The organism is Pseudomonas sp. NPDC088885 (assembly GCF_044750025.1).
In the GTDB taxonomy this organism is placed as follows: Bacteria; Pseudomonadota; Gammaproteobacteria; order Pseudomonadales; family Pseudomonadaceae; genus Aquipseudomonas; species Aquipseudomonas rustica.
Genome location: NZ_JBIVJB010000014.1, coordinates 18385 through 38591 on the forward strand (window position 1 = coordinate 18385; position 20207 = coordinate 38591).

15 protein-coding genes are annotated in these 20207 nt (G+C 58.1%); 12 read left to right on the plus strand and 3 right to left on the minus strand.

Features of this window, described 5'->3' with window-relative positions:
* Positions 1-23 precede the first annotated feature (23 nt).
* The 5 genes from ACIP1X_RS09430 to ACIP1X_RS09450 all read left to right on the plus strand — a co-directional run bounded on the left by ACIP1X_RS09430 (position 24) and on the right by ACIP1X_RS09450 (position 4017).
* Positions 24-410, plus strand: a complete 387-nt coding sequence (locus tag ACIP1X_RS09430) for a CidA/LrgA family protein (RefSeq protein ID WP_400751379.1) — start codon at positions 24-26, stop codon at positions 408-410.
* The gene (locus ACIP1X_RS09435) at positions 400-1086 is read left to right on the plus strand and encodes an LrgB family protein (protein ID WP_053117198.1); all 687 of its coding nucleotides are present in this window, start codon (positions 400-402) and stop codon (positions 1084-1086) included. Before ACIP1X_RS09430 ends, ACIP1X_RS09435 begins: the two co-directional genes overlap by 11 nt.
* Positions 1087-1218: 132 nt before the next feature.
* Entirely contained in the window at positions 1219-2001 is a 783-nt protein-coding gene (locus ACIP1X_RS09440) for a class II aldolase/adducin family protein (protein WP_008084971.1), read from the plus strand.
* Entirely contained in the window at positions 2001-2903 is a 903-nt protein-coding gene (locus tag ACIP1X_RS09445; RefSeq protein WP_400751382.1) for an alpha/beta fold hydrolase, read from the plus strand. Before ACIP1X_RS09440 ends, ACIP1X_RS09445 begins: the two co-directional genes overlap by 1 nt.
* 202 nt (positions 2904-3105) lie before the next feature.
* Complete coding sequence (locus ACIP1X_RS09450) at positions 3106-4017, plus strand: SDR family oxidoreductase (protein ID WP_159812177.1); 912 nt, start codon at positions 3106-3108, stop codon at positions 4015-4017.
* Positions 4018-4060: 43 nt separating this feature from the next.
* Here the strand turns inward: ACIP1X_RS09450 and ACIP1X_RS09455 are convergent, their stop codons facing one another.
* Both ACIP1X_RS09455 and ACIP1X_RS09460 read right to left on the minus strand, forming a co-directional pair.
* A complete protein-coding gene (locus ACIP1X_RS09455) occupies positions 4061-4321 on the minus strand; it encodes a bacteriocin immunity protein (RefSeq protein ID WP_400751385.1) in 261 nt (86 codons plus the stop codon).
* A 1-nt stretch (position 4322) separates the two neighbouring features.
* A complete protein-coding gene (locus ACIP1X_RS09460; protein ID WP_400751388.1) occupies positions 4323-6674 on the minus strand; it encodes an S-type pyocin domain-containing protein in 2352 nt (783 codons plus the stop codon).
* 745 nt (positions 6675-7419) lie between these two features.
* Here ACIP1X_RS09460 and ACIP1X_RS09465 point away from each other — a divergent pair.
* From ACIP1X_RS09465 to ACIP1X_RS09480, 4 genes are all read left to right on the plus strand, one after another.
* On the plus strand, positions 7420-9213 hold the full coding sequence (locus ACIP1X_RS09465) for a DUF1302 domain-containing protein (RefSeq protein WP_400751391.1): 1794 nt from the start codon (positions 7420-7422) through the stop codon (positions 9211-9213).
* A gap of 23 nt (positions 9214-9236) precedes the next feature.
* Complete coding sequence (locus ACIP1X_RS09470; RefSeq protein WP_053117210.1) at positions 9237-10604, plus strand: DUF1329 domain-containing protein; 1368 nt, start codon at positions 9237-9239, stop codon at positions 10602-10604.
* Between the two features lie 139 nt (positions 10605-10743).
* Positions 10744-13305 (plus strand): LuxR C-terminal-related transcriptional regulator, encoded by a 2562-nt coding sequence (locus ACIP1X_RS09475; RefSeq protein ID WP_400751394.1) that lies wholly within the window; start codon positions 10744-10746, stop codon positions 13303-13305.
* Between the two features lie 165 nt (positions 13306-13470).
* Positions 13471-15882 (plus strand): dermonecrotic toxin domain-containing protein, encoded by a 2412-nt coding sequence (locus ACIP1X_RS09480; RefSeq protein WP_400751397.1) that lies wholly within the window; start codon positions 13471-13473, stop codon positions 15880-15882.
* 46 nt (positions 15883-15928) lie between these two features.
* On the opposite strand, the gene ACIP1X_RS09485 is transcribed toward ACIP1X_RS09480, so the two are convergent.
* Complete coding sequence (locus tag ACIP1X_RS09485; RefSeq protein ID WP_400751400.1) at positions 15929-16723, minus strand: IclR family transcriptional regulator; 795 nt, start codon at positions 16721-16723, stop codon at positions 15929-15931.
* A gap of 164 nt (positions 16724-16887) precedes the next feature.
* Between ACIP1X_RS09485 and hmgA the strand changes: the two genes are divergently transcribed.
* The 3 genes from hmgA to maiA are packed head-to-tail and all read left to right on the plus strand — an operon-like array spanning position 16888 to position 20148.
* Positions 16888-18192: a homogentisate 1,2-dioxygenase gene (gene hmgA / locus ACIP1X_RS09490; RefSeq protein WP_400647881.1), complete on the plus strand. Its 1305-nt coding sequence runs from the start codon at positions 16888-16890 to the stop codon at positions 18190-18192.
* Positions 18193-18195: 3 nt separating this feature from the next.
* Positions 18196-19500: a fumarylacetoacetase gene (gene fahA, locus ACIP1X_RS09495; RefSeq protein ID WP_400751402.1), complete on the plus strand. Its 1305-nt coding sequence runs from the start codon at positions 18196-18198 to the stop codon at positions 19498-19500.
* Between the two features lie 12 nt (positions 19501-19512).
* On the plus strand, positions 19513-20148 hold the full coding sequence (gene maiA, locus ACIP1X_RS09500; RefSeq protein WP_400751405.1) for a maleylacetoacetate isomerase: 636 nt from the start codon (positions 19513-19515) through the stop codon (positions 20146-20148).
* Positions 20149-20207: the final 59 nt, after the last annotated feature.

A 20207-nucleotide genomic window follows, 5' to 3' on the forward strand; every position in this document is an offset into this window, starting at 1 on the left:
GGCTTCTGTAAGGAGCCAATCTCATGAACGCCGCCCGCTTCAAACACCTTTCACGTCTCTTCGTCGAACTCGCCGTGTTGCTCGGTCTCTACCTGCTCGGCTGCCAACTCGCCGCGTGGCTGGCCTGGCCGATTCCCGGCGGCGTGATCGGCATGGCGCTGTTGCTGCTGGCCTTCGCGTTCGGCTGGGTCGAACCGGCGGCGCTGCAATTGGGCGCGGGCTTGTTGATGGCCGAAATGCTGTTGTTCTTTATCCCGGCGCTGATGAGCCTGCTCGATTACGGCACGTTGCTGCGCAATGACGGCTGGCGGATTTTGCTGGTGATCGCCGCCAGTACCTTGATGGTGATGCTGGTGACCGCATTCACCGTGGAATTGGCCGTGCGCGCGAGGCGTTCCCATGAAGCTTGAATGGATGCCGATGTTCTGGCTCGCCTTCACCTTGTTGGCGTACCTGTTCAGCCGCTGGATTTATCGGCGCACCGGGCGCTATGTGTTGTCGCCGCTGATTCTGGTGCCGGCGCTGTTGCTGGCGCTCGCCGTGCCGCTGCACACCGCCTATGCCGAATATTCCAGCAACACCCATTGGCTGATGTTGGTGCTCGGCCCGGTGACGGTCGCGTTCGCTGTGCCGATCTGGCAGCAACGGCGTTTATTGATGCGGCACTGGTCAGCGCTGATGCTCGGCATGGTGGCGGGCAGTGCGGCATCGATCGGCACCTCGTTCGGCTTGGCCAAGGCATTGGCGCTCGACAGTTCGGTAACGATGTCGCTGGTACCGCGTTCGATCACCACGCCGTTCGCCATGCCGCTCGCGCAAAACCTCGGCGGTGTGCCGGAGCTGACCGCGGTGTTCGTGATGTTCACCGGCGTGTTCGGCGCGATGCTCGGCGGCGTGCTGTTGAAGTGGTTGCCGCTGCGCAGTGCCTTGGCGCGTGGTGCGTTGTTTGGGGTTGGCGCACACGGTGCCGGGGTCAGTCGCGCGCATGAAGTGGGCGGTGAAGAAGGCTCTGTCGCCGGGCTGGTGATGGTGCTCACCGGGTTGCTCAATCTGTTTGCTGCACCTTTGTTGGCGTCGTTGCTTTGACATGGATCCAAGCTGTTTGCACGACTGACCCGGTCAGTCATCAAGCTGGCTGCCAATGCAACTACGTGATTGCCTGCACCTGACTAGACTGCTCACACGTTGCAGAACAATAAGAACGCAGAGGTGCATACAGTGAGCGTAGCCCCCGTCCAATCGTCCCTTAACGTCAAAGACCAGGTCAGTGCTGCGGAATGGCAGACCCGTGTCGATCTCGCCGCTTGTTATCGTCTGGTCGCCGCCCATGGCTGGGACGACCTGATCTTCACGCATATTTCCGCCAAGGTGCCGGGCACCGAAGACTTTCTGATCAATCCGTTTGGTCTGATGTTCCATGAGATCACCGCGTCGAGCCTGGTGAAGGTCGATCAGGCCGGCAACAAACTCATGGACAGCCCGTACGAAATCAATCCCGCCGGTTACACGATCCACAGCGCCGTGCACGAAGTACGGCACGATGTGGTTTGCGTGCTGCACACGCACACCGCCTCGGGTGTCGCGGTGTCGGCGCAAAAGCAGGGCGTGTTGCCGATCAGCCAACAATCGTTGTTCGTGCTGTCGAGCCTGGCCTATCACGCCTACGAAGGCGTGGCGCTGAACCACGAAGAGAAGGCGCGTTTACAGGCCGACCTCGGCGAAAACAATTTCCTCATGCTGCACAACCACGGTCTGCTGACCTGTGGCAGCACCATCGCCGACACCTTTTTGATGATGTTCACCTTCCAGCGCGCCTGCGACATTCAGGTGATGGCGCAAACCGGTGGCGCTGAACTCATCGCCATCGAACCGCAAATTCTGGCAGGCGCCAAAGCGATGATCGCCGGCGTCACCAAAAGTGCTCAAGGCATGGGTGGCGCGCTGGCCTGGCCAGCGCTGCTGCGCAAACTCGATAAACAAGACCCCGGATATAAACTCTAATGCCTCTTGCCGAGATTCCTCTGTGTGTCTGGCGTAAACGCAGCCGGACGTTTGTCTTTCGTGGTCAGCCGATTCGTTACTGGACGGCGGGGCAGGGCGAGCCGCTGCTGCTGATCCACGGCTTCCCGACCGCCAGTTGGGACTGGCATTACCTGTGGCAGCCACTGGCCCAGCGTTATCGGGTGATTGCCTGCGACATGCTCGGTTTCGGCGATTCGGCCAAGCCAATCAACCACGCCTACAGCTTGCTGGAACAGGCGGATTTGCAGCAGGCATTGCTCGCGCATCTGCAGGTCGAGCAACCGGTGCATGTGCTGGCGCACGATTACGGCGACAGCGTTGCGCAAGAACTGCTTGCCCGGCATTACGAGGATCGCATCGAAATCGCCAGTTGCGTGTTCCTCAACGGTGGCCTGTTTCCGGAAACTCATCGTCCGGTGCTGATGCAAAAACTGTTGCTCAGCCCATTGGGCTGGATGATCGGCCGCGCGTTTACCCGCGATGCACTGGTGAAAAGTTTTCGGCAGATCTTTGGGCCGAACACTCGGCCGACAGAGAGCGAACTGGATGATTTCTGGAGCTTGGTCGAGACCAATCGTGGGCCACGGATCATGCACAAACTGATCAGCTATATTCCGGAGCGTCGGGTGCAGCGTGATCGTTGGGTCGCGGCGATGCAGCGCGGTGAAATCCCGTTGCGGGTGATTGATGGCGAAGTCGATCCGATTTCCGGGGCGCACATGGTCGAGCGTTACCGTGAATTGATCCCCGACGCCGACACGGTGTTGCTGCCGGGCATCGGCCACTATCCACAGACCGAAGCGCCGGTACAGGTGCTCAAGCATTACCTGGAGTTTCGTGAGCGGTTTGTATTGCCGCCGCGCAAAGTCGCCTGCTCCTGAAGATCAAAAGATCGCAGCCTTCGGCAGCTCCTACACCGATCCCCTGTGGGAGCTGCCGAAGGCTGCGATCTTTTGCTTTTCAAACCTGACTATCCCCCAACCTTATCGCACACCATTCAGCCCCAGCCTTGTTCGTTGTGACACCAAGCCCCGTGCCTGACACTCGGGATCAATGTCCCATTGGCCTGCTGGAGTTGCCTCGATGAATGAGTCTGTGCGTTTCGAAGATAAAGTCGTGATCGTCACCGGAGCCGGTGGTGGCCTTGGCCGCGCCCACGCACTGCTGTTCGCCAAACAGGGCGCGAAAGTGCTGGTCAACGACCTCGGCGGCTCGGCTCAGGGTGAAGGCGCCAATGCCTCCGCTGCCGACCGCGTCGTCGCCGAAATCCGTGAAGCCGGCGGCACCGCCGAAGCCAACCATGACTCGGTCACCGACGGCGACAAACTCGTGCAAAACGCCCTCGACGTCTTCGGCCGCGTCGACGTGGTGGTCAACAACGCCGGCATCCTGCGCGACAAGACCTTCCACAAAATGGACGACGCCGACTGGGATCTGGTTTACCGCGTCCACGTCGAAGGCGCCTACAAAGTCACTCGCGCCGCATGGCCGCACCTGCGCGAGCAAAACTACGGTCGCGTGATCTTCACCGCCTCGACCTCGGGCATCTACGGCAACTTCGGCCAGTCCAACTACGGCATGGCCAAACTCGGCCTCTACGGCCTGACCCGCACCCTGGCCATCGAAGGCCGCAAAAACAACATCCTCGTCAACGCCATCGCCCCAACCGGCGGCACGCGCATGACCGAAGGCCTGATCCCGCCGCAAGTGTTCGAACAACTCAAACCGGAACTGGTCAGCCCGTTGGTGGTGTACCTGGCCAGCGAGCAATGCCAAGAGACTTCTGGACTGTTCGAAGTCGGCGGCGGCTGGATGGGCAAAGTGCGTTGGGAGCGTAGCCTTGGTGCCGGGTTTGATCCGCGAGTGGGTTTCTCGCCGGAAGATGTCGCGGCGCACTGGCAGCAGATTTGTGATTTCGAAGGCGCGGCGCATCCGAAGGACAATATTGAAGCGCTGAAGGAAATGATGGCGAATTTGCAGAAGTATTCGTTGTAAAGAGAGCGCAAAGCGAGCAGGCATCGAATGCCTGCTCGCTTTTTTATTCCGGCTTGAATCCAGGTTTTCCGTTTGCTGCGCGCCAAGCCTTGATGGCTTCTAATACGCCTGTCGGGCTGTCTTCAACACCTTCTTCCGGGTAGTAAAGAATGTTTGTCCCATTCGGGTGTTCAGAAGTGTGAACAATGTTGTCGACGAATTGATCATGTTTTCGTTCTGTTGAGAATTTTCCTTGGAATAGCCGTTCTATAACTGCCAGGTATTCGGACTCTGTGTAGTCTTCTAGTCTGTTTTTTAATTTCATCCTATAATTTTCCTTTTTTTAAGTGCAATTCAATATGCTGTTTTGGTGTTAGCACCGTTAGATTGTTTATATCGTAGACGTTGCCGCCTTCGCTAATTGGATTGAGGTGATGTATTTCAAATTTTTTACGCTTGCCTATTTGCTCCGAGGGTAATGCGCTGGGAGCCAATCCGTCTCTCAAATCTATTTTGTTGAGTCTTGAAAATTGGTCAAGTAATGCTGGGTCATTCCCAACTGCTTTCCAGAACGCCCTCCGAAATGCCCTGAAATTGGAAAACTCCTTTCCTCGAAGTTTATCCGCGATCTGTGCGGGAATGGGGGCGCCCTTCGACGTTGAAGCAGTTCCAAGCCAGTTACCGGAAACCGGTTGCCCCAAACCGCTGGCAACCCCCGGATCCTGCCTTCGATCCCTGAACACCGTGAGTATCGGCGGTATGCCTGACTCAATCGGGAATATGGTGATGTATCCGCCAAACCCGTACAGATCCAATTCAGGAAATGGATCTATTCGTCCGTCGGCGGGTTTAACTGTTGCACCGTCATAGACTGGTAGCTGTCTGTCGACCTGCGGAAGAGCAGACGACGGATCAATAGGCTCGATCAGCGGCGTCCAGGTTACGGTAGGGCCGTTGGAGCCGGCGGTAACTACGTACGCGTTTTTTTCTGAATCGAAATCAGCAAGTCTTACTGGCACGTCGTTGGGAACAGTCACGCCATCGGTGCTGACAATGACGATATCTACACGGTTGCCCACCGTTCTGGTGCCAAGTCTTACAGGAATCCGGGCGCGGCCGCCGGCAGCCGCTAATTCATACAGATCGCCAGTCAGATCAGATGAAATATTTGATAATGGGACACTTGCGGAAAAGAGATCACCGTTCCCCAATTCAGAGGGGACTAGCAGGGCAGCGAAACCTGCTACGGCAGGAGCAGCGAAAGTTGCAGCGGCTGCCAACGCTGAGGCGACGCCACTACGAAGTGCGCTATTGAGGGCCAACGCAGTGGCTCGATCGATAGCGATATCGCCAAGCGTTCCTGAGAAAGTTGCCCCAGACACAGCCGCTGAACCGACGTGAGCGAATTCCGGACTTTGCCAGCGTGCCTCTGTCTGTTTTTTCCAATCGGCTTTTAAGCGTGCCTGTTCCGCTCGAACTTCGGCGTCGGCCCGCGCTTTCAGGCGCGCCAGTTGCTGTCTCTTTCGCCGAGCGATTTGTTCTGTTTTTTTCTGTTGCTCGAAGCGCTTTTTTTCATCGCTGAGTTTGAGCTCTCGCTCGCGCTGCAACGCTTCAACTGTTAACCGTTCCTGCTCGTCAGCCAAACGCTGCCTTTCTGCCAACGCAGCAAGCCTTGTCTGTTCCCGAGCCTGGGCTTGTTCCTGCTCACGTCGCACTGCATCCGCAATGTTCTTTTGCCGATGTTGTTCTGCTGCAATGCGGGCACGTTCAGCGGCCACGCGTTGAGCTTCAGCCAGTGCCGCAACTCTTGCCTTTTCACGAGCCTGAGTTTGTTCTTGCTCACGGCGTACCGCATCAGCAAGTTCTTTCTGCCGTTGTTGCTCCGCTGCAATACGTGCTCGTTCAGCGGCCAAACGCTGAGCTTCTGCGACCGCAGCAAGTCTTGCCTGCTCCTGTGCTCTGTTATGTTCCGCCTGTCTGCGTGCCGCATCGGCAATGTCTCTCTGCCGTTGCTGCTCGGCTGCGATCCGGGCGTTTTCGGCTGCCACTCGAGCTGCCTCGGCCATCGCCGCATTCCTTGCGTGCTCCTCAGCCTGTGCGGCCCTCAAGTAACTTTGTGCATTCATCGCTTGCTGGTGCAGCAGGGCAATCGATTGAGATAGAAGCTGGGCCTCATGCGCCGCGAGATAGGATTGCTCCCAGAGTTGTGTCGAGCGAGCGCCAGGCCAGATTAGCTTGTCGATGGTTGTCGCTTTACGAACGAAGTCGGTGAATGATTTATCTCTCGGGTCACTGCCGAAAAAAGCATTCGCAGTAATGTTTTTTTGCTGTAGTTCTACGGTCTTTCGAGCGCGTAATGTTTCCCTTATATCTACTTCTCTCTGCCACGCCTGGACGGCTGATATCGATGAAACAGGCAGTTGTAATCTATTGGCAGCAATTTCTGCTTCCAGATTAACCGGCAGTGCTTGTGACTTGGTTTCAAATTCCTGTTGGACCTGTCTTTTTACTTCTTGAGTTCTGACAGATGTTTCCACTTGAAGGAGTTGAGTGTTGGTACCGTTCCCGAACATGCCACTGCCGCGAGGGCGTGAATGCGTGGTGAGTGGGGTCATCCATTCCGGGGCTTGTTCAATAATATGAGTAGCCGGAAGGTTGTCTTGTGGTGGTCGTTGCATTTAAATTCCTTTTTAAATGCGGCATCGAAATAGCTTTTGCTGTGCGGCATTAGTCGCAAGCGTAAAGCTGCAAGCCTGCGCCAATGATGTGAGCAGGTATGTTTATGCTAAGTGATTAATTTCTAGGAATGGGCTTGGTGTGTTGTCGGAAACTTCTGGTACGACAAAGAGAGTCTGGGAAGCGATGAGACAGATTTTGTTAATGAATATGTAGGATTAGTAGGAATGCGGAAATTTCTTACAGTGCGCCGCGGTAGTTAGCTCAGCGCCTTGTAGGATCTGATCAATGCAGCGCCCATAAAAAAGGCCGCTGCAAACGCAGCGGCCAAGGTAAGACGTTGGATCAAGGAGCTACAAATCAACGTCAGTGAACACCGGGCGATAAACCGACCTATCGATTCATCTGAAATCTGTCAGCAATGGCCAGAGTTGCTCATGGCCATTGCTTCGGCGCTTTTCGGCGTATCCCGTGAAAGCCCGCTCAGAATAAGCAGTTCGGCCTGCAGGAAAAATAGCGATTCCGGACATGCACTGTTGCGGAGCATGCAACAGTCGCTGTGCCCCGGCATGCACCATGCGCTGCGCTGATGATCGTCCATCCAGCTCACTCATGGATCGCGCAAAGCCCCGTGCTGTGCGGGCATTCATCCTTTCGAGCGACAGCGTGAATACCTCCTTGGTGCGCTTATCGTCCGGTGGTGGCGGCAGTAGGGTGGGGCCTTCTGTCACTCACCGGGGAAGACGCATGACAAAAACAACAATGCGCGCCATCTTCACACCGCAAGCGCTGGCCGCTGCGGTGGCTCTGGGTTGCTGTGCCCAGGCGCAGGCGGTTTCGTTCAACATCGGCGAAATCGAAGGGACGTTCGACTCGTCCTTGTCGATCGGGGCGAGCTGGGGCATGCGCGATGCCGACAAGTCGCTGGTCGGCACGGTCAACGGCGGTACCGGGCAATCTTCCACGGGTGATGACGGGCGCCTGAACTTCAAGAAAGGCGAGACCTTTTCGAAAATCTTCAAAGGCATTCACGACCTCGAACTGAAGTACGGCGACACCGGGGTGTTTGTGCGCGGTAAGTATTGGTACGACTTCGAGCTGAAGGACGAAGACCGCGAGTTCAAACAGATCAGCGACACCGGTCGCAAGGAAGGCGCCAAATCTTCCGGCGCGCAGATCCTCGATGCCTTTGTCTATCACAACTATTCCATCGCAGATTTACCGGGCACTGTGCGCGCGGGTAAGCAGGTGGTGAGTTGGGGCGAAAGTACCTTCATCGGCAACTCGATCAACAGCATCAACCCGGTCGACGTTTCCGCGTTTCGCCGTCCCGGTGCCGAGATCAAGGAAGGCCTGATTCCGGTGAATATGTTGTTCGGTTCACAAGGTCTGACCGATCAACTGACGGTTGAAGGCTTTTACCAACTGGAGTGGGATCAGACCGTTCTCGACAACTGCGGCACGTTCTTCGGTGTCGACGTGGCGGCGGATGGTTGCAACAACGGCTACACCGTCGGCAGTCCAGCCATTGCACCGTTTGTGCCGTTGACCCAGGCATTCGGTCAGGGCATTCAGGTCACTCGCGAAGGGGTGGTGATTCCCCGTGGCGGCGACCGCGATGCGCGGGATTCCGGGCAGTGGGGCACGGCGCTACGCTGGCTCGGCGACGATACCGAGTACGGCCTCTATTTCATGAACTATCACAGCCGCACGCCAACGGTGGGCACCACTACGGCGGGGCTTTCGACGCTGGCGGCGTTGCCGGGCATGGTCGGCATTGCCAACGGTCTGGCGCCGGGCAGCGGTGCGGGTCTGGCGCAGAGCGTGATGCTCGGACGCGGTCAGTACTACCTCGAATACCCGGAAGACATTCGCCTGTACGGCGCGAGTTTCTCCACCACTTTGCCCACCGGTACCGCGTGGACTGGCGAGATCAGCTACCGGCCCAACGCGCCGGTGCAGGTCAACACCAACGACTTGACGCTGGCGCTGCTCAACCCGATTGCCGGTGGCACGGCCTCGCCACTGGCGACGTCGCCGGGCGCGGACAACAAAGGTTATCGCCGTAAAGAAGTGACGCAAGTGCAGAGCACCCTCACGCACTTCTTCGATCAGGTGTTGGGCGCTGAACGTCTGACCGTAGTCGGCGAAGCGGCGGTGGTGCACGTCGGTGGTCTGGAGTCGCGCAGTCAACTGCGTTATGGCCGCGACTCGGTGTACGGCCAGTACGGTTTCGGCGGTGACACCGACGGCTTTGTCACCTCGACCTCGTGGGGCTACCGCGCCCGGGCGATCCTCGATTACGCCAACGTGGTCGGCGGGATCAACTTCAAACCCAACCTGTCGTGGTCGCATGACGTCGCCGGTTACGGGCCCAACGGCCTGTTCAACGAAGGCGCGAAAGCGATCAGCGTCGGCGTCGATGCCGACTACCGCAACACCTACACCGCGAGCCTCAGTTACACCGACTTCTTTGGCGGTGACTACAACGTCCTCGAAGACCGTGACTTCGTGGCCCTGAGCTTCGGCGTGAACTTCTGATCTGCCCGAGAAGGATGACTGCAATGCGCAAAATGATTCTGCAATGTGGTGTGCTGGCCCTGAGTGTGCTGGCGGCCAACGTGATGGCGGCGGTGTCGCCGGATGAAGCGAACAAACTCGGCACCAGCCTGACCCCGCTCGGTGCTGAAAAGGCCGGCAACGCCGATGGCTCGATTCCGGCGTGGACCGGCGGTATCCCGAAAAACGCCGCCGCAGTGGACAGCAAAGGTTTCCTCGCCGACCCGTTCGCCAACGAGAAACCGTTGTTCACCATCACCCCGGCCAACGTCGACAAGTACAAAGACAAGCTGTCCGAAGGCCAGGTGGCGATGTTCAAGCGCTACCCTGAAACCTACAAAATTCCGGTCTACACCACTCACCGCACCGTCGCCGTGCCGCCGGAAATCTACGAATCGGCCAAGCGCAGTGCGCTCAACGTCACCACCATCAACGACGGTAACGGCCTGGCCAATTTCACTGGCAATCGCTACTACGCCTTCCCGATTCCGAAGAACGGCGTCGAGGTGTTGTGGAACCACATCACCCGTTACCACGGCGGCAACGTCAAACGCATCATCACTCAGGTGACCCCGCAGACTAACGGCAGCTTCACGCCGATCCGCTTCGAAGAAGAGATCGCCGTGCCGCAACTGATCAAGGATATCGACCCGGAAAAAGCCGCCAACGTGCTGACCTTTTTCAAACAGTCGGTGACCGCGCCGGCACGTCTGGCCGGCAACGTGCTGCTGGTGCACGAAACCCTCGATCAGGTGAAGGAGCCGCGTCTGGCGTGGATCTACAACGCCGGCCAGCGTCGGGTTCGTCGGGCGCCGCAAGTGGCGTATGACGGCCCGGGCACGGCGGCGGATGGCTTGCGTACTTCGGACAACTTCGACATGTTCTCCGGCGCACCGGATCGCTACGACTGGAAACTGGTCGGCAAAAAGGAAATGTACATCCCGTACAACAGCTACAAACTCGATTCGCCGAGCCTGAAATACGACGACATCGTCAAGGCCGGGCACATCAATCAGGATCTGACCCGTTATGAACTGCATCGTGTCTGGGAGGTGATCGGTACGGTGAAACCGAACGAGCGGCACATCTACGCCAAGCGCCACATGTACATCGATGAGGACAGCTGGCAAGTCGCACTGGTCGATCACTATGACGGTCGCGGTCAACTGTGGCGCGTGGCCGAAGGTCACTCTGAATATCACTACGAGCATCAGGCCCAGGCTTACACCCTCGAAGCGCTCTACGACATCATTGCCGGTCGCTACATTGCCCTGGGCATGAAGAACGAAGAGAAACACAGTTACGAATTCGGCTTCGAAGCCAAGGCGGCGGATTACACGCCATCGGCCTTGCGCGCCGAGGGCGTTCGGTAACGGTCTGGATACATCGGCAAGGCAATAGGCGACCACTCGGTCGCCTTTTTTATGGGCCGCAATCAGCGCGCTGAATACTCGTCAACAAGGTGCCCGGAGCGGGCTAGGGTGAGTGCACAACGATAAGAAGGCTCACTCGATGACCGCCATGACGCCCTGCCTGGATCGCCGCGGATTTCTGCCCAGGCTTTCTTCCCATCATCAGTCGCGTACGCGTTTGAGCGCGCCGTTGCTCGAATCCGTGGCGCGGGTGCGGCTGGTGTGCGCGCCGGCCGGCAGCGGCAAAAGTGCATTGCTTGCTGAATGTCTGTTTCAGGCGCCGCCCGCGTGCGAGGTGCGGTGGTTGCCGTTGGCCGGGGCAACGCTCAGTCCCGCCGACTTCTGCCAGCGTCTGGCGCAGACGTTGGGACTGGCCGAGCGGGTGGATGAGGCGCGGTTGATCGCGACGCTGGCACGTTGGGCTGAGCCGACCTGGTTGTTTATCGACGATTACTGTCGTCTGCCCGATCCGGCGCTGGATGCGTTGCTTGATCGCTTGCTGGCGGTCAGCAGCCCGGCACTCACGTGGTGGATCGGCACGCGCCGACGGCCGCAATGCAACTGGCCGCGTTTGCTGCTCGACGATGAGTTATATGAATCTGAAAGCGTGACCCTCGCCCTGAGCCAAGACGAAATCGCCTGCGCGTTGACGCATTTGACGGCGGAGCAGGCCCACAGTGTGGCCGGGCGAATTGTCCAGCGCACCGGCGGCTGGTGCGCCGGGGTGCGCATGGCGCTGCTGCAAAAGTGCGACTGGACGCAAAGTCTGCAGCCGCAGCAACGTGTCGATACGCTGCTGGATTATCTGCAACACGAACTCTTCAGCAGCCTTACGCCGGAGCTGGCCGAAGCCTGGCGGGTGTTGGCGCATCTGCCGCGATTCAATGCCGAACTGTGCGAGCACTTGTTCGGTGCCGGCGAGGGTGCGCAACTCTTGCGCACGCTGCAAACGCTGGGCTGCTTTATCGAGCCGTGGCACGAATCGGCTGAATGGCTGCAAGTGTTCCCGCCGCTCGCGCAAGTCATGCGCGAAGAGCAATGGCCGGCGAGCCGTTCCTGGCATCGGCGTGCCTGTCAGTTTTTTACCGTCGGCAAGGATTGGCGTTCGGCCTTCGAGCAGGCGCTGTTCGCCGAAGAATTCGAAGTGGCGGTCAGCCTGTTGCAGCACTTCAGTTTCGAGCATCTTTTTGAAGAGCAGACCGTGGTGTTGTTGCTGCAATTGCACGAGCAACAGGGCGAAGAATTGATTTTGAGTTCGCCGCAATTGGTTGGACTGTTTACCGGGGCACTGTTATTTGCCGGACGGTTTGAACAAGCAGAGCAATGCATCGCGCATATGACGCGATTCCTGCCGCAACCGTCAGCGCAATCCGAGCGGCAGTTAATTGCTCGTTGGCAGGCGCAACAGGGTTGGCTCCTGCATTTGCAAGGGCAGATGCAGTCTGCGCAGGAACACTTTCAGCAGGCGCTGGCCGAGCTGGCCCCCGAGACGTGGCCGACCCGGCTGCTGTGCCTGTCGGGGCTGACTCAGCAGGCGTTACTGCGCGGCGAACTCGACGTGGCGCAGGCGTTCAATCGACAAGCGCTGTGCCTGGCCCGGGCGCATGACTCGTTGGTTTTCGAGGGCTTGCTTGAACTCGATCATGCGCACTTGCTTGAGCAGCGCGGTGCGAGTGCGCGAGCCGAGGCGTTGCTGAGCAACATGGATGAATTACTGCGCGATCAACCGGTACGGCTGACGCCGTTGCACGGGCGAATCGCACTGCTGCGTGGGCGTCTGGCGCTCAATCAAGGGCAGGACGAACGCGCTGCGCCACTCTTTCAAAGTGGCTTGAATGATTGCCTGCGCAGCCACGACAAACGAGTGCTGTACGGCTATTTGGGACAGGCGCAATTGGCGGCCAATCAGCGTGATTTTGAGCTGGCCTTCAATCGGCTCCGCGCGGCTGAACGCTTGATGCAGCAGCGGCAGATTCCCGACACCGTTTACCGCGGCGTCTTACTGCAAGTCAGCAGTCATTTCTGGCTGCAGCAAGCGCGGCAGGATCTCGCTTGTGAAGCGCTGAGCCGGGTGTTGCGTCATTACCAGGGAACTCAAGCTGTGCAGGCTCCACCAGCAACCGTGCTGCTGATCCCGAGAATTGAATACCTGCTGATCCTCGCACACGCCGCACATTCGCCGATGGAGGCTGAACACCTGTTGCGGTTGCAGCACATGCTGAGCCTGGCCCAATCCAGCGCAATGAACGCCTTGCAGACGGAGTTGCAACTGGTCATCGCCGAGCTGCTGTGGCTCACCGGCCGCAAGGATGAAGCCGCTAACGCTTTGCAGCAGGGGCTCCAACTGGCGACGGATTTTCATTGTCACCATGCTGTGCAAGAGCTGAACTTGCGCAGGGCCGAAATGCTGCAAACGTTGTCAGTGTCTTCAGACAATCAACAGCGTTTAGACACTTCAGCGAATTTGCCTTTGTTGAGCCAGCGCGAACTGAAAGTTCTCAAGCTGATTGCCCTCGGTTATTCGAATCAACAGATTGCTGATGAGATGTTTATCTCGTTACACACGGTAAAAACTCATGCCCGGCGAATTAACGTAAAGCTGTGCGTGGAACGCCGTACTCAGGCGGTCGCAAAGGCAAAATTATTAGGGGTACTGAGTTAAGACTTTTGTGTGCTGAACGTGAGTCAGAGACGTAGAGATGTCTTGCATGTTTTTCGCATATTTTGAATTGCTTGTCGGTTATTTGGATTTCGCGAACTGACGTAATTTTTGCCCGCTGACCAGTCATTCGGCTGGTTGCGTTCTGAAATGATTCAGGGGCATTAAATGAACTTGTTTGATAGACGTGTTTTAGCGAATGTACAAAAAACTGCGAAGTGGCTGAGCGATGCCGAGGGTGATAAGCAGCTCGAATTTGCTCAGTTGCAACAGCAGCTTATTGCCAGTCGGTTGAACCTTGAGCGACAGCTGGAGAATATGACCGATCTCCAGACCTATGCGCGTTATGTCATTGCTGATTCGATCCGGCTCGATTTTGATACGGCATTGAACCCTGATCAGGTCATCGTTCGTTCACAGTATGTTTTCCAGGAAGGCCCTCACACCATCCAACAAGTAAACTCCCGAAGTCTGACGGAGTTTGCGTTGTACGGACTGCATGACAAGGCGGCGCGCGGTCGGCTGGAATGCGTCGGTGAGGGCGTGCCGACGCAGTTGAACCAGCAATGGCTCGAAAGCGCCATGGACGGTTCAGACCTGCGCGCCACATACGCTGCCAAGTTGAAAAAGACCTATCAGAAAAGCAACGTTCTGGAGGCAATGAGTGATTTCATAAAACAGCAACTATTGCTCAGCGCTTATTCGGCGCGGCTGCAGGGACACCTAACGCCAGCCAATCTTGAGCGTGTTCGGCATGCCGTCGACGGAGCATCGGGTTTCGTTATCAATTGCCTGAAACTCGAACTGCCCGGGGCCAACATTCAGCCGTTCAAGGATCTGGTGGTCATTGGCTCCGATCAGTCCGCCCAACCGGACTGGCTACTGTTTGCCCCAGGCTCTCCCGCCAATCGCGAATGGCATGAGCTCACCGATTTACGTAGTCTGAGCCTGGAAATCGGCAGCTGGACGGCCACTGAAAAAGGCTGTGATTATCTGGTCTGGCAGTCGCATGCGATGGATCGGCAGGTCATTTCCAATCACTTGAAGCGAGTCCGCCAACTCCCCAGTCTGTGGCCGGGCGTGGGGCTGGGACCCACCTCTTTTCGAAGTGAACAGGTGATGCGCAATCTGGTGGACAACCAGCGGGACTGGATTCTGGCGCAGGAGGAAAACGTTACCCCTGACAACTATCTCAACGCGACCCATGTTCAGCGTCAGTTATTCACCCGAATCAATACCGAACTCCAGGCTCTGCAAACGATTAATGTGCGCGGGGGTGGATTTGTCAGTTACGAACAATTCTGTTTCGATCTGATCAAGCAGCGTGTTGAGCAGGTATTGGCGCAAAGAAACGAGCATGTCTCGATCAATCCTGATTTGATCCGAGTTGAAATCAGTGACGATCAACAAATGACGCTGAGGCAGTTGATCGTTGCTGAAGTGCACTTTTACGCCGACGGTGCTGGCGACCCCAAATACCCAAGGTTTGTTGTTGCTGAAAACCATCCGCCGTTGAGTAACCTGGATATTCGCGATATCGCCGGATGGTCGAGAACGCTGCGCGCCGGTGAACAGTACATTGACGAACTGCGCTCCGTTCATTTGAATCGAAACAGTGTGGCCGGTTCGTTCAAACGGCAGATCTATCTTGGCGTCTTGAAGCGAAAAATGTATGTCTCCGCCATGCAGGCTTTTTTCAGCGGTCGCCTGAGCGGTAAATCACTTCCTGAACTGCTCAATGTCATTGCGGGCATTGATGGCGAGCACCCACCGAAATCGATTCTGGAACGCATCGGTGCTGTCAATTACAGCGCGATGTGTAACTTGCACATCAAGGGTGAACGGGTCGTCGGTGTGTACGTATTCCGCTTACAGATTGCGGGTCGCGTTGAAGAATATGTGTTCGCCCCGGAGGCTCCGGATGGCTGTGAAATCTGGCCCTTCCACGAATTCGTCGATGCTGTGAAAACACGCGGTTACGCTGACTACTTCTATGAAAGAGTTGCAGAGAAATATCAGCGCAAGGTCAAAGACTATCTCGATAAACTGGAGCAACAGAGCCACTTTGCCGAAGCGCCGGAGCTGGAATCCAACAGCCGAATCGATAACGTTCAAACGTGCTACGACGATCTGATTAACAAAGTCATTTCCGATGTCGATGAAAAGACCCAAAGCCTGAGCGAAATCATCTTCGGGCTGGTGTTTGACGGGGTAGTCACAGCGGTCACCGCGCTGAGTATTGTGTTCCCGCCGGTGGGCATCGCGTTGAGTGTCGTGCTGTTCACAAAAGAAGCGGTATCCGGGCTGGATGCGCTCGTTCAGGGTGATCGGGCAAAAGCGCTGGCGCACTTTGTGGAAGCCATTGTCGAGTTGGGGTCGCTGGGCAAGGCGGCCGCCGGTGCGCGCGCCGTGTCCAAATTGCAACGTAACTTCGTTTCACTCGCCGGTGACGTCTATAAAGTCGAGAGCTTTTACAGACAGGCCACCGGGCACCCCGGTCTGCCCGGTGTGGCGAAGGATGCCATTCAAGAGATTCTCGATGACCCGCAAGCCCTGACCAGCACAACCACGATTGTCTGAGTTCAGTCGCGTGCGGTGCCGAGGCGCCGCACGTTGATAGCGCCGTTCAACGGCTGACGTCGTCGCGTTGAAAACCCATGCGCCAACTCACGGCCCGCGTCGCCGCCAACAAGCGCTGCGCCGCCGGGCCGTTTTCGTCAGCGTGAAACAACGAGGTCGGGCCGACGATAGTGAGCACGGCTGCGACCTGGCCGACGGCATTGAACACCGGCGCGGACAACGCGTCCACGCCGGGCATCAGCAAGCCGTGAACATGGTGCAGACCGCGTTCGCGGATCTGTTCGCACAGGGTTGTGTAAGTCTTTTCGTCTTTGAGCGGGTGATCGGCAACGGCGATTTCCTGCTCGCGCAGATCATCGGTTTCCCGATGCGGCAGAAACGCGCTGAACACCAGTCCCGTCGAAGAACTGAGCAGCGGCAGCACTGAGCCCAACTGCGTTACCACCGTCACCGCACGCACCGCCGGTTCGATGTGCACCACCGTTGCACCCTGATTGCCCCACACCGCCAAAAAACAGGTCTCGTTGAGTTCGTCGCGCAGTTCGGCCAACGGCAGGGCGGCGACTTTCAGCACGTCCATACTGTTGAGTGCGGCCAAACCCACACGTAGCGCTTCGCGACCGAGACCGTAATGGTTGGTGGCGGCGTTCTGCTCGGCGAAACCCGAGGCGATCAACGCCTGTAAATAGCGATGCACCTTGCTCGCCGGCATCTGCACATGTTCGGCCAGACGCGACAGCGAGGTCGACGGTGACAACTCGGCCAAAGCCTTGAGGATGTCGGTGCCGACTTCGGCGGAGCGGACTTTCTGTTTGCCGTTACTGTCGCTGGTTTTTTCCATGGTGCGGCCGGGCTCCGATACGAATGGGCGTCTTTATAGCTTGACGCTGGATAGCGAGCAAATTACGTTATGCGTAATCGAATTACGATAATAACAACCCCGGCGTGCCGAAACCTCTGAGCCAGAGCGATGGGCCACTGCCGACTCCCTGTTCAGGAGGCTCCATGAACCTCGATTCAACCGCTCAGGCGCTGGCGTATCAGTCCGGTTTCGGCAACGAATTCAGCACTGAAGCGTTGCCCGGCGCGCTGCCCGTCGGCCAGAACTCCCCGCAAAAAGCCCCGTACGGCCTCTACACCGAATTGTTTTCCGGCACCGCGTTCACCATGACCCGCAGTGAAGCGCGGCGCACCTGGATGTACCGGATTCAGCCGTCGGCCAATCACCCGGCGTTCGTCAAACTGGAACGGCAATTGGCCGGTGGGCCGTTGGGCGATGTGACACCGAATCGCTTGCGCTGGAATCCGCTGGAGATCCCCGCCGAGCCGACGGATTTCATCGATGGCCTGGTGAGCATGGTAGCCAACTCCGCCGCCGAAAAACCGTCCGGCATCAGCATTTACAACTACGCCGCCAATCGTTCGATGGAACGCGTGTTCTTCAATGCCGACGGCGAACTGCTGCTAGTACCGCAACTCGGCCGTCTGCGCATCGCCACTGAATTGGGTGTGCTGGAAGTGGCGCCGCTGGAAATCGTCGTGCTGCCGCGCGGCTTGAAATTCCGCGTTGAACTGCTCGACCCGCAAGCACGCGGTTACGTCGCCGAAAACCATGGCGCGCCGCTGCGTCTGCCCGATTTGGGGCCGATTGGCAGCAACGGTCTGGCCAATCCGCGCGACTTCCTGACGCCGGTTGCCGCTTACGAAAATCTGCAGCAGCCAACCACGCTGGTGCAGAAATTCCTCGGTCAGTTGTGGGCCACCGAACTCAATCACTCGCCGCTGAACGTGGTCGCCTGGCACGGCAATAACGTGCCGTACAAATACGATCTGCGCCGTTTCAACACCATCGGTACGGTGAGTTTCGATCATCCCGATCCTTCGATCTTCACCGTGCTGACCTCGCCGACCAGCGTGCACGGTCTGGCCAACCTCGACTTTGTAATCTTCCCGCCGCGCTGGATGGTCGCCGAAAACACCTTCCGGCCGCCGTGGTTCCACCGCAACCTGATGAACGAATTCATGGGCCTGATCCAGGGCGAATACGACGCCAAGGCTGAAGGCTTCGTGCCCGGTGGCGCCTCGCTGCACAGCTGCATGAGCGCCCACGGCCCGGACGGCGAGACCTGCACCAAAGCCGTCAACGCCGAGCTCAAACCGGCGAAAATCGACAACACCATGGCCTTCATGTTCGAGACCAGTCAGGTGCTGCGCCCAAGCCGTTTCGCCCTCGACTGCCCGCAACTGCAATCCACTTACGACGCCTGCTGGGCCACGCTGCCCGCCACGTTCGACCCGACCCGGAGATAACCCATGACGCAGAATTCCATCACCCGCAGCTGGGTCGCTTCAGCCAACGGTCACGCAGATTTCCCGCTGCAGAACTTGCCGCTCGGTGTGTTCAGTACCGACGGTTCGGCGCCGCGCGCAGGCGTGGCGATTGGCGAACAGATTTTTGATCTGCAAGTCGCGCTGGAAGCCGGGCTGTTCGACGGCGCCGCGCGCAGTGCCGTCGAAGCCATGCACGGCGGCCAGTTGAACGCGTTTTTTGAACTCGGTCGCGACGCTCGCGTTGCTTTGCGTGAGCGTTTGCTGGAACTGTTCAGCGAAGGCAGCACGCACCGTGGCAGCATCGAAGCGCAAGGCGTGAAACTGCTGCCGCTGGCCAGCGATTGCCAACTGCATCTGCCGGCGCGCATCAGCGATTACACCGACTTCTACGTCGGCATCGAGCACGCGCAGAACGTCGGCAAACTGTTCCGTCCGGATAACCCGCTGCTGCCGAACTACAAACATGTGCCAATCGGCTATCACGGTCGCGCCTCCACCGTGCGCGCCTCCGGTACCGATGTGCGTCGTCCTAAAGGCCAGACGCTACCGGCCGGTCAGACTGAGCCGACTTTCGGCCCGTGCGCACGTCTGGACTATGAACTGGAACTGGGCATCTGGATCGGTCAGGGCAACGAGATGGGCGATTCGATCGCCATCGGCGATGCCGCTGATCACATCGCCGGTTTCTGCCTGCTCAACGATTGGTCGGCGCGCGACATTCAGGCGTGGGAATACCAGCCGCTGGGCCCGTTCCTGTCGAAGAGCTTCATCACCAGCGTTTCGCCGTGGGTCGTAACAGCAGAAGCGTTGGCGCCATTCCGCACCGCGCAACCGAAGCGTCCGGAGGGTGATCCGCAGCCGCTGCCGTACCTGTTCGATCAACGCGATCAGGACGGCGGTGCTTTCGACATCGAACTGGAAGTGCTGCTGCTCACCGAAGCCATGTGCGAACAGAATCTGCCAGCCCATCGCCTGACCCTGAGCAACACCCGCTACATGTACTGGACTGTCGCGCAAATGGTCGCGCACCACAGCGTCAATGGTTGCCAGTTGCAGGCCGGTGATCTGTTCGGTTCGGGCACCTTGTCCGGCCCGGAAAACGGTCAGTTCGGCAGCCTGCTGGAAATCACCGAGGGCGGTAAAAAACCGATCGAACTGGCGTCCGGCGAAGTGCGCAAATTCCTTGAAGACGGTGACGAAATCATCCTGCGTGCACGTTGCGCCCGTGATGGTTTTGCCTCGATCGGCTTCGGCGAATGCCGCGGCAAAGTGTTGGCAGCGCGCTGACAGGAGCGGTTCATGGATCTCTATACCTACTACCGTTCGACCTCGTCGTATCGCGTGCGGATCGCGCTGGCATTGAAGGGCCTCGACCATCAGGCGTTGCCGGTCAATCTGATTGCGCCGTCCGGTGGCGAGCATCGGCAGGCGGCGTATCTGGCGATCAATCCGCAAGGCCGGGTGCCGGCCTTGCGCACTGACGAGGGGGAGTTGTTGATCCAGTCGCCGGCGATCATCGAGTACCTGGAGGAACGTTATCCACAGGTGCCGTTGTTGCCGGAAGACCTCGCGGCCCGCGCCCATGTGCGTGCTGTCGCGGCGGTGATCGGCTGCGACGTGCATCCGCTGCACAATGTCAGCGTGCTCAATCGTCTGCGCCAGTCGGGGCAGGAAGAGCCGCAGGTGGTCGAGTGGATCAGCCACTGGATCGGTCAAGGCTTGGCGACGGTGGAGCAGTTGATTGGTGATAGCGGTTTCTGTTTCGGCGAGCGGCCGTGTGTGGCGGATGTTTACTTGATTCCGCAGTTGTATGCGGCTGAGCGGTTCAATGTGTCGTTGGAGGCTTACCCGCGAATCTGCCGAGTGGCGGCGCTGGTCGCAGACCATCCAGCGTTCATCAAGGCGCATCCCGCGAATCAACCTGACACCCCGTAACCAAAATTGTGACTGATCGTTCCCACGCTCTGCGTGGGAACGCATCCCGTGACGCTCTG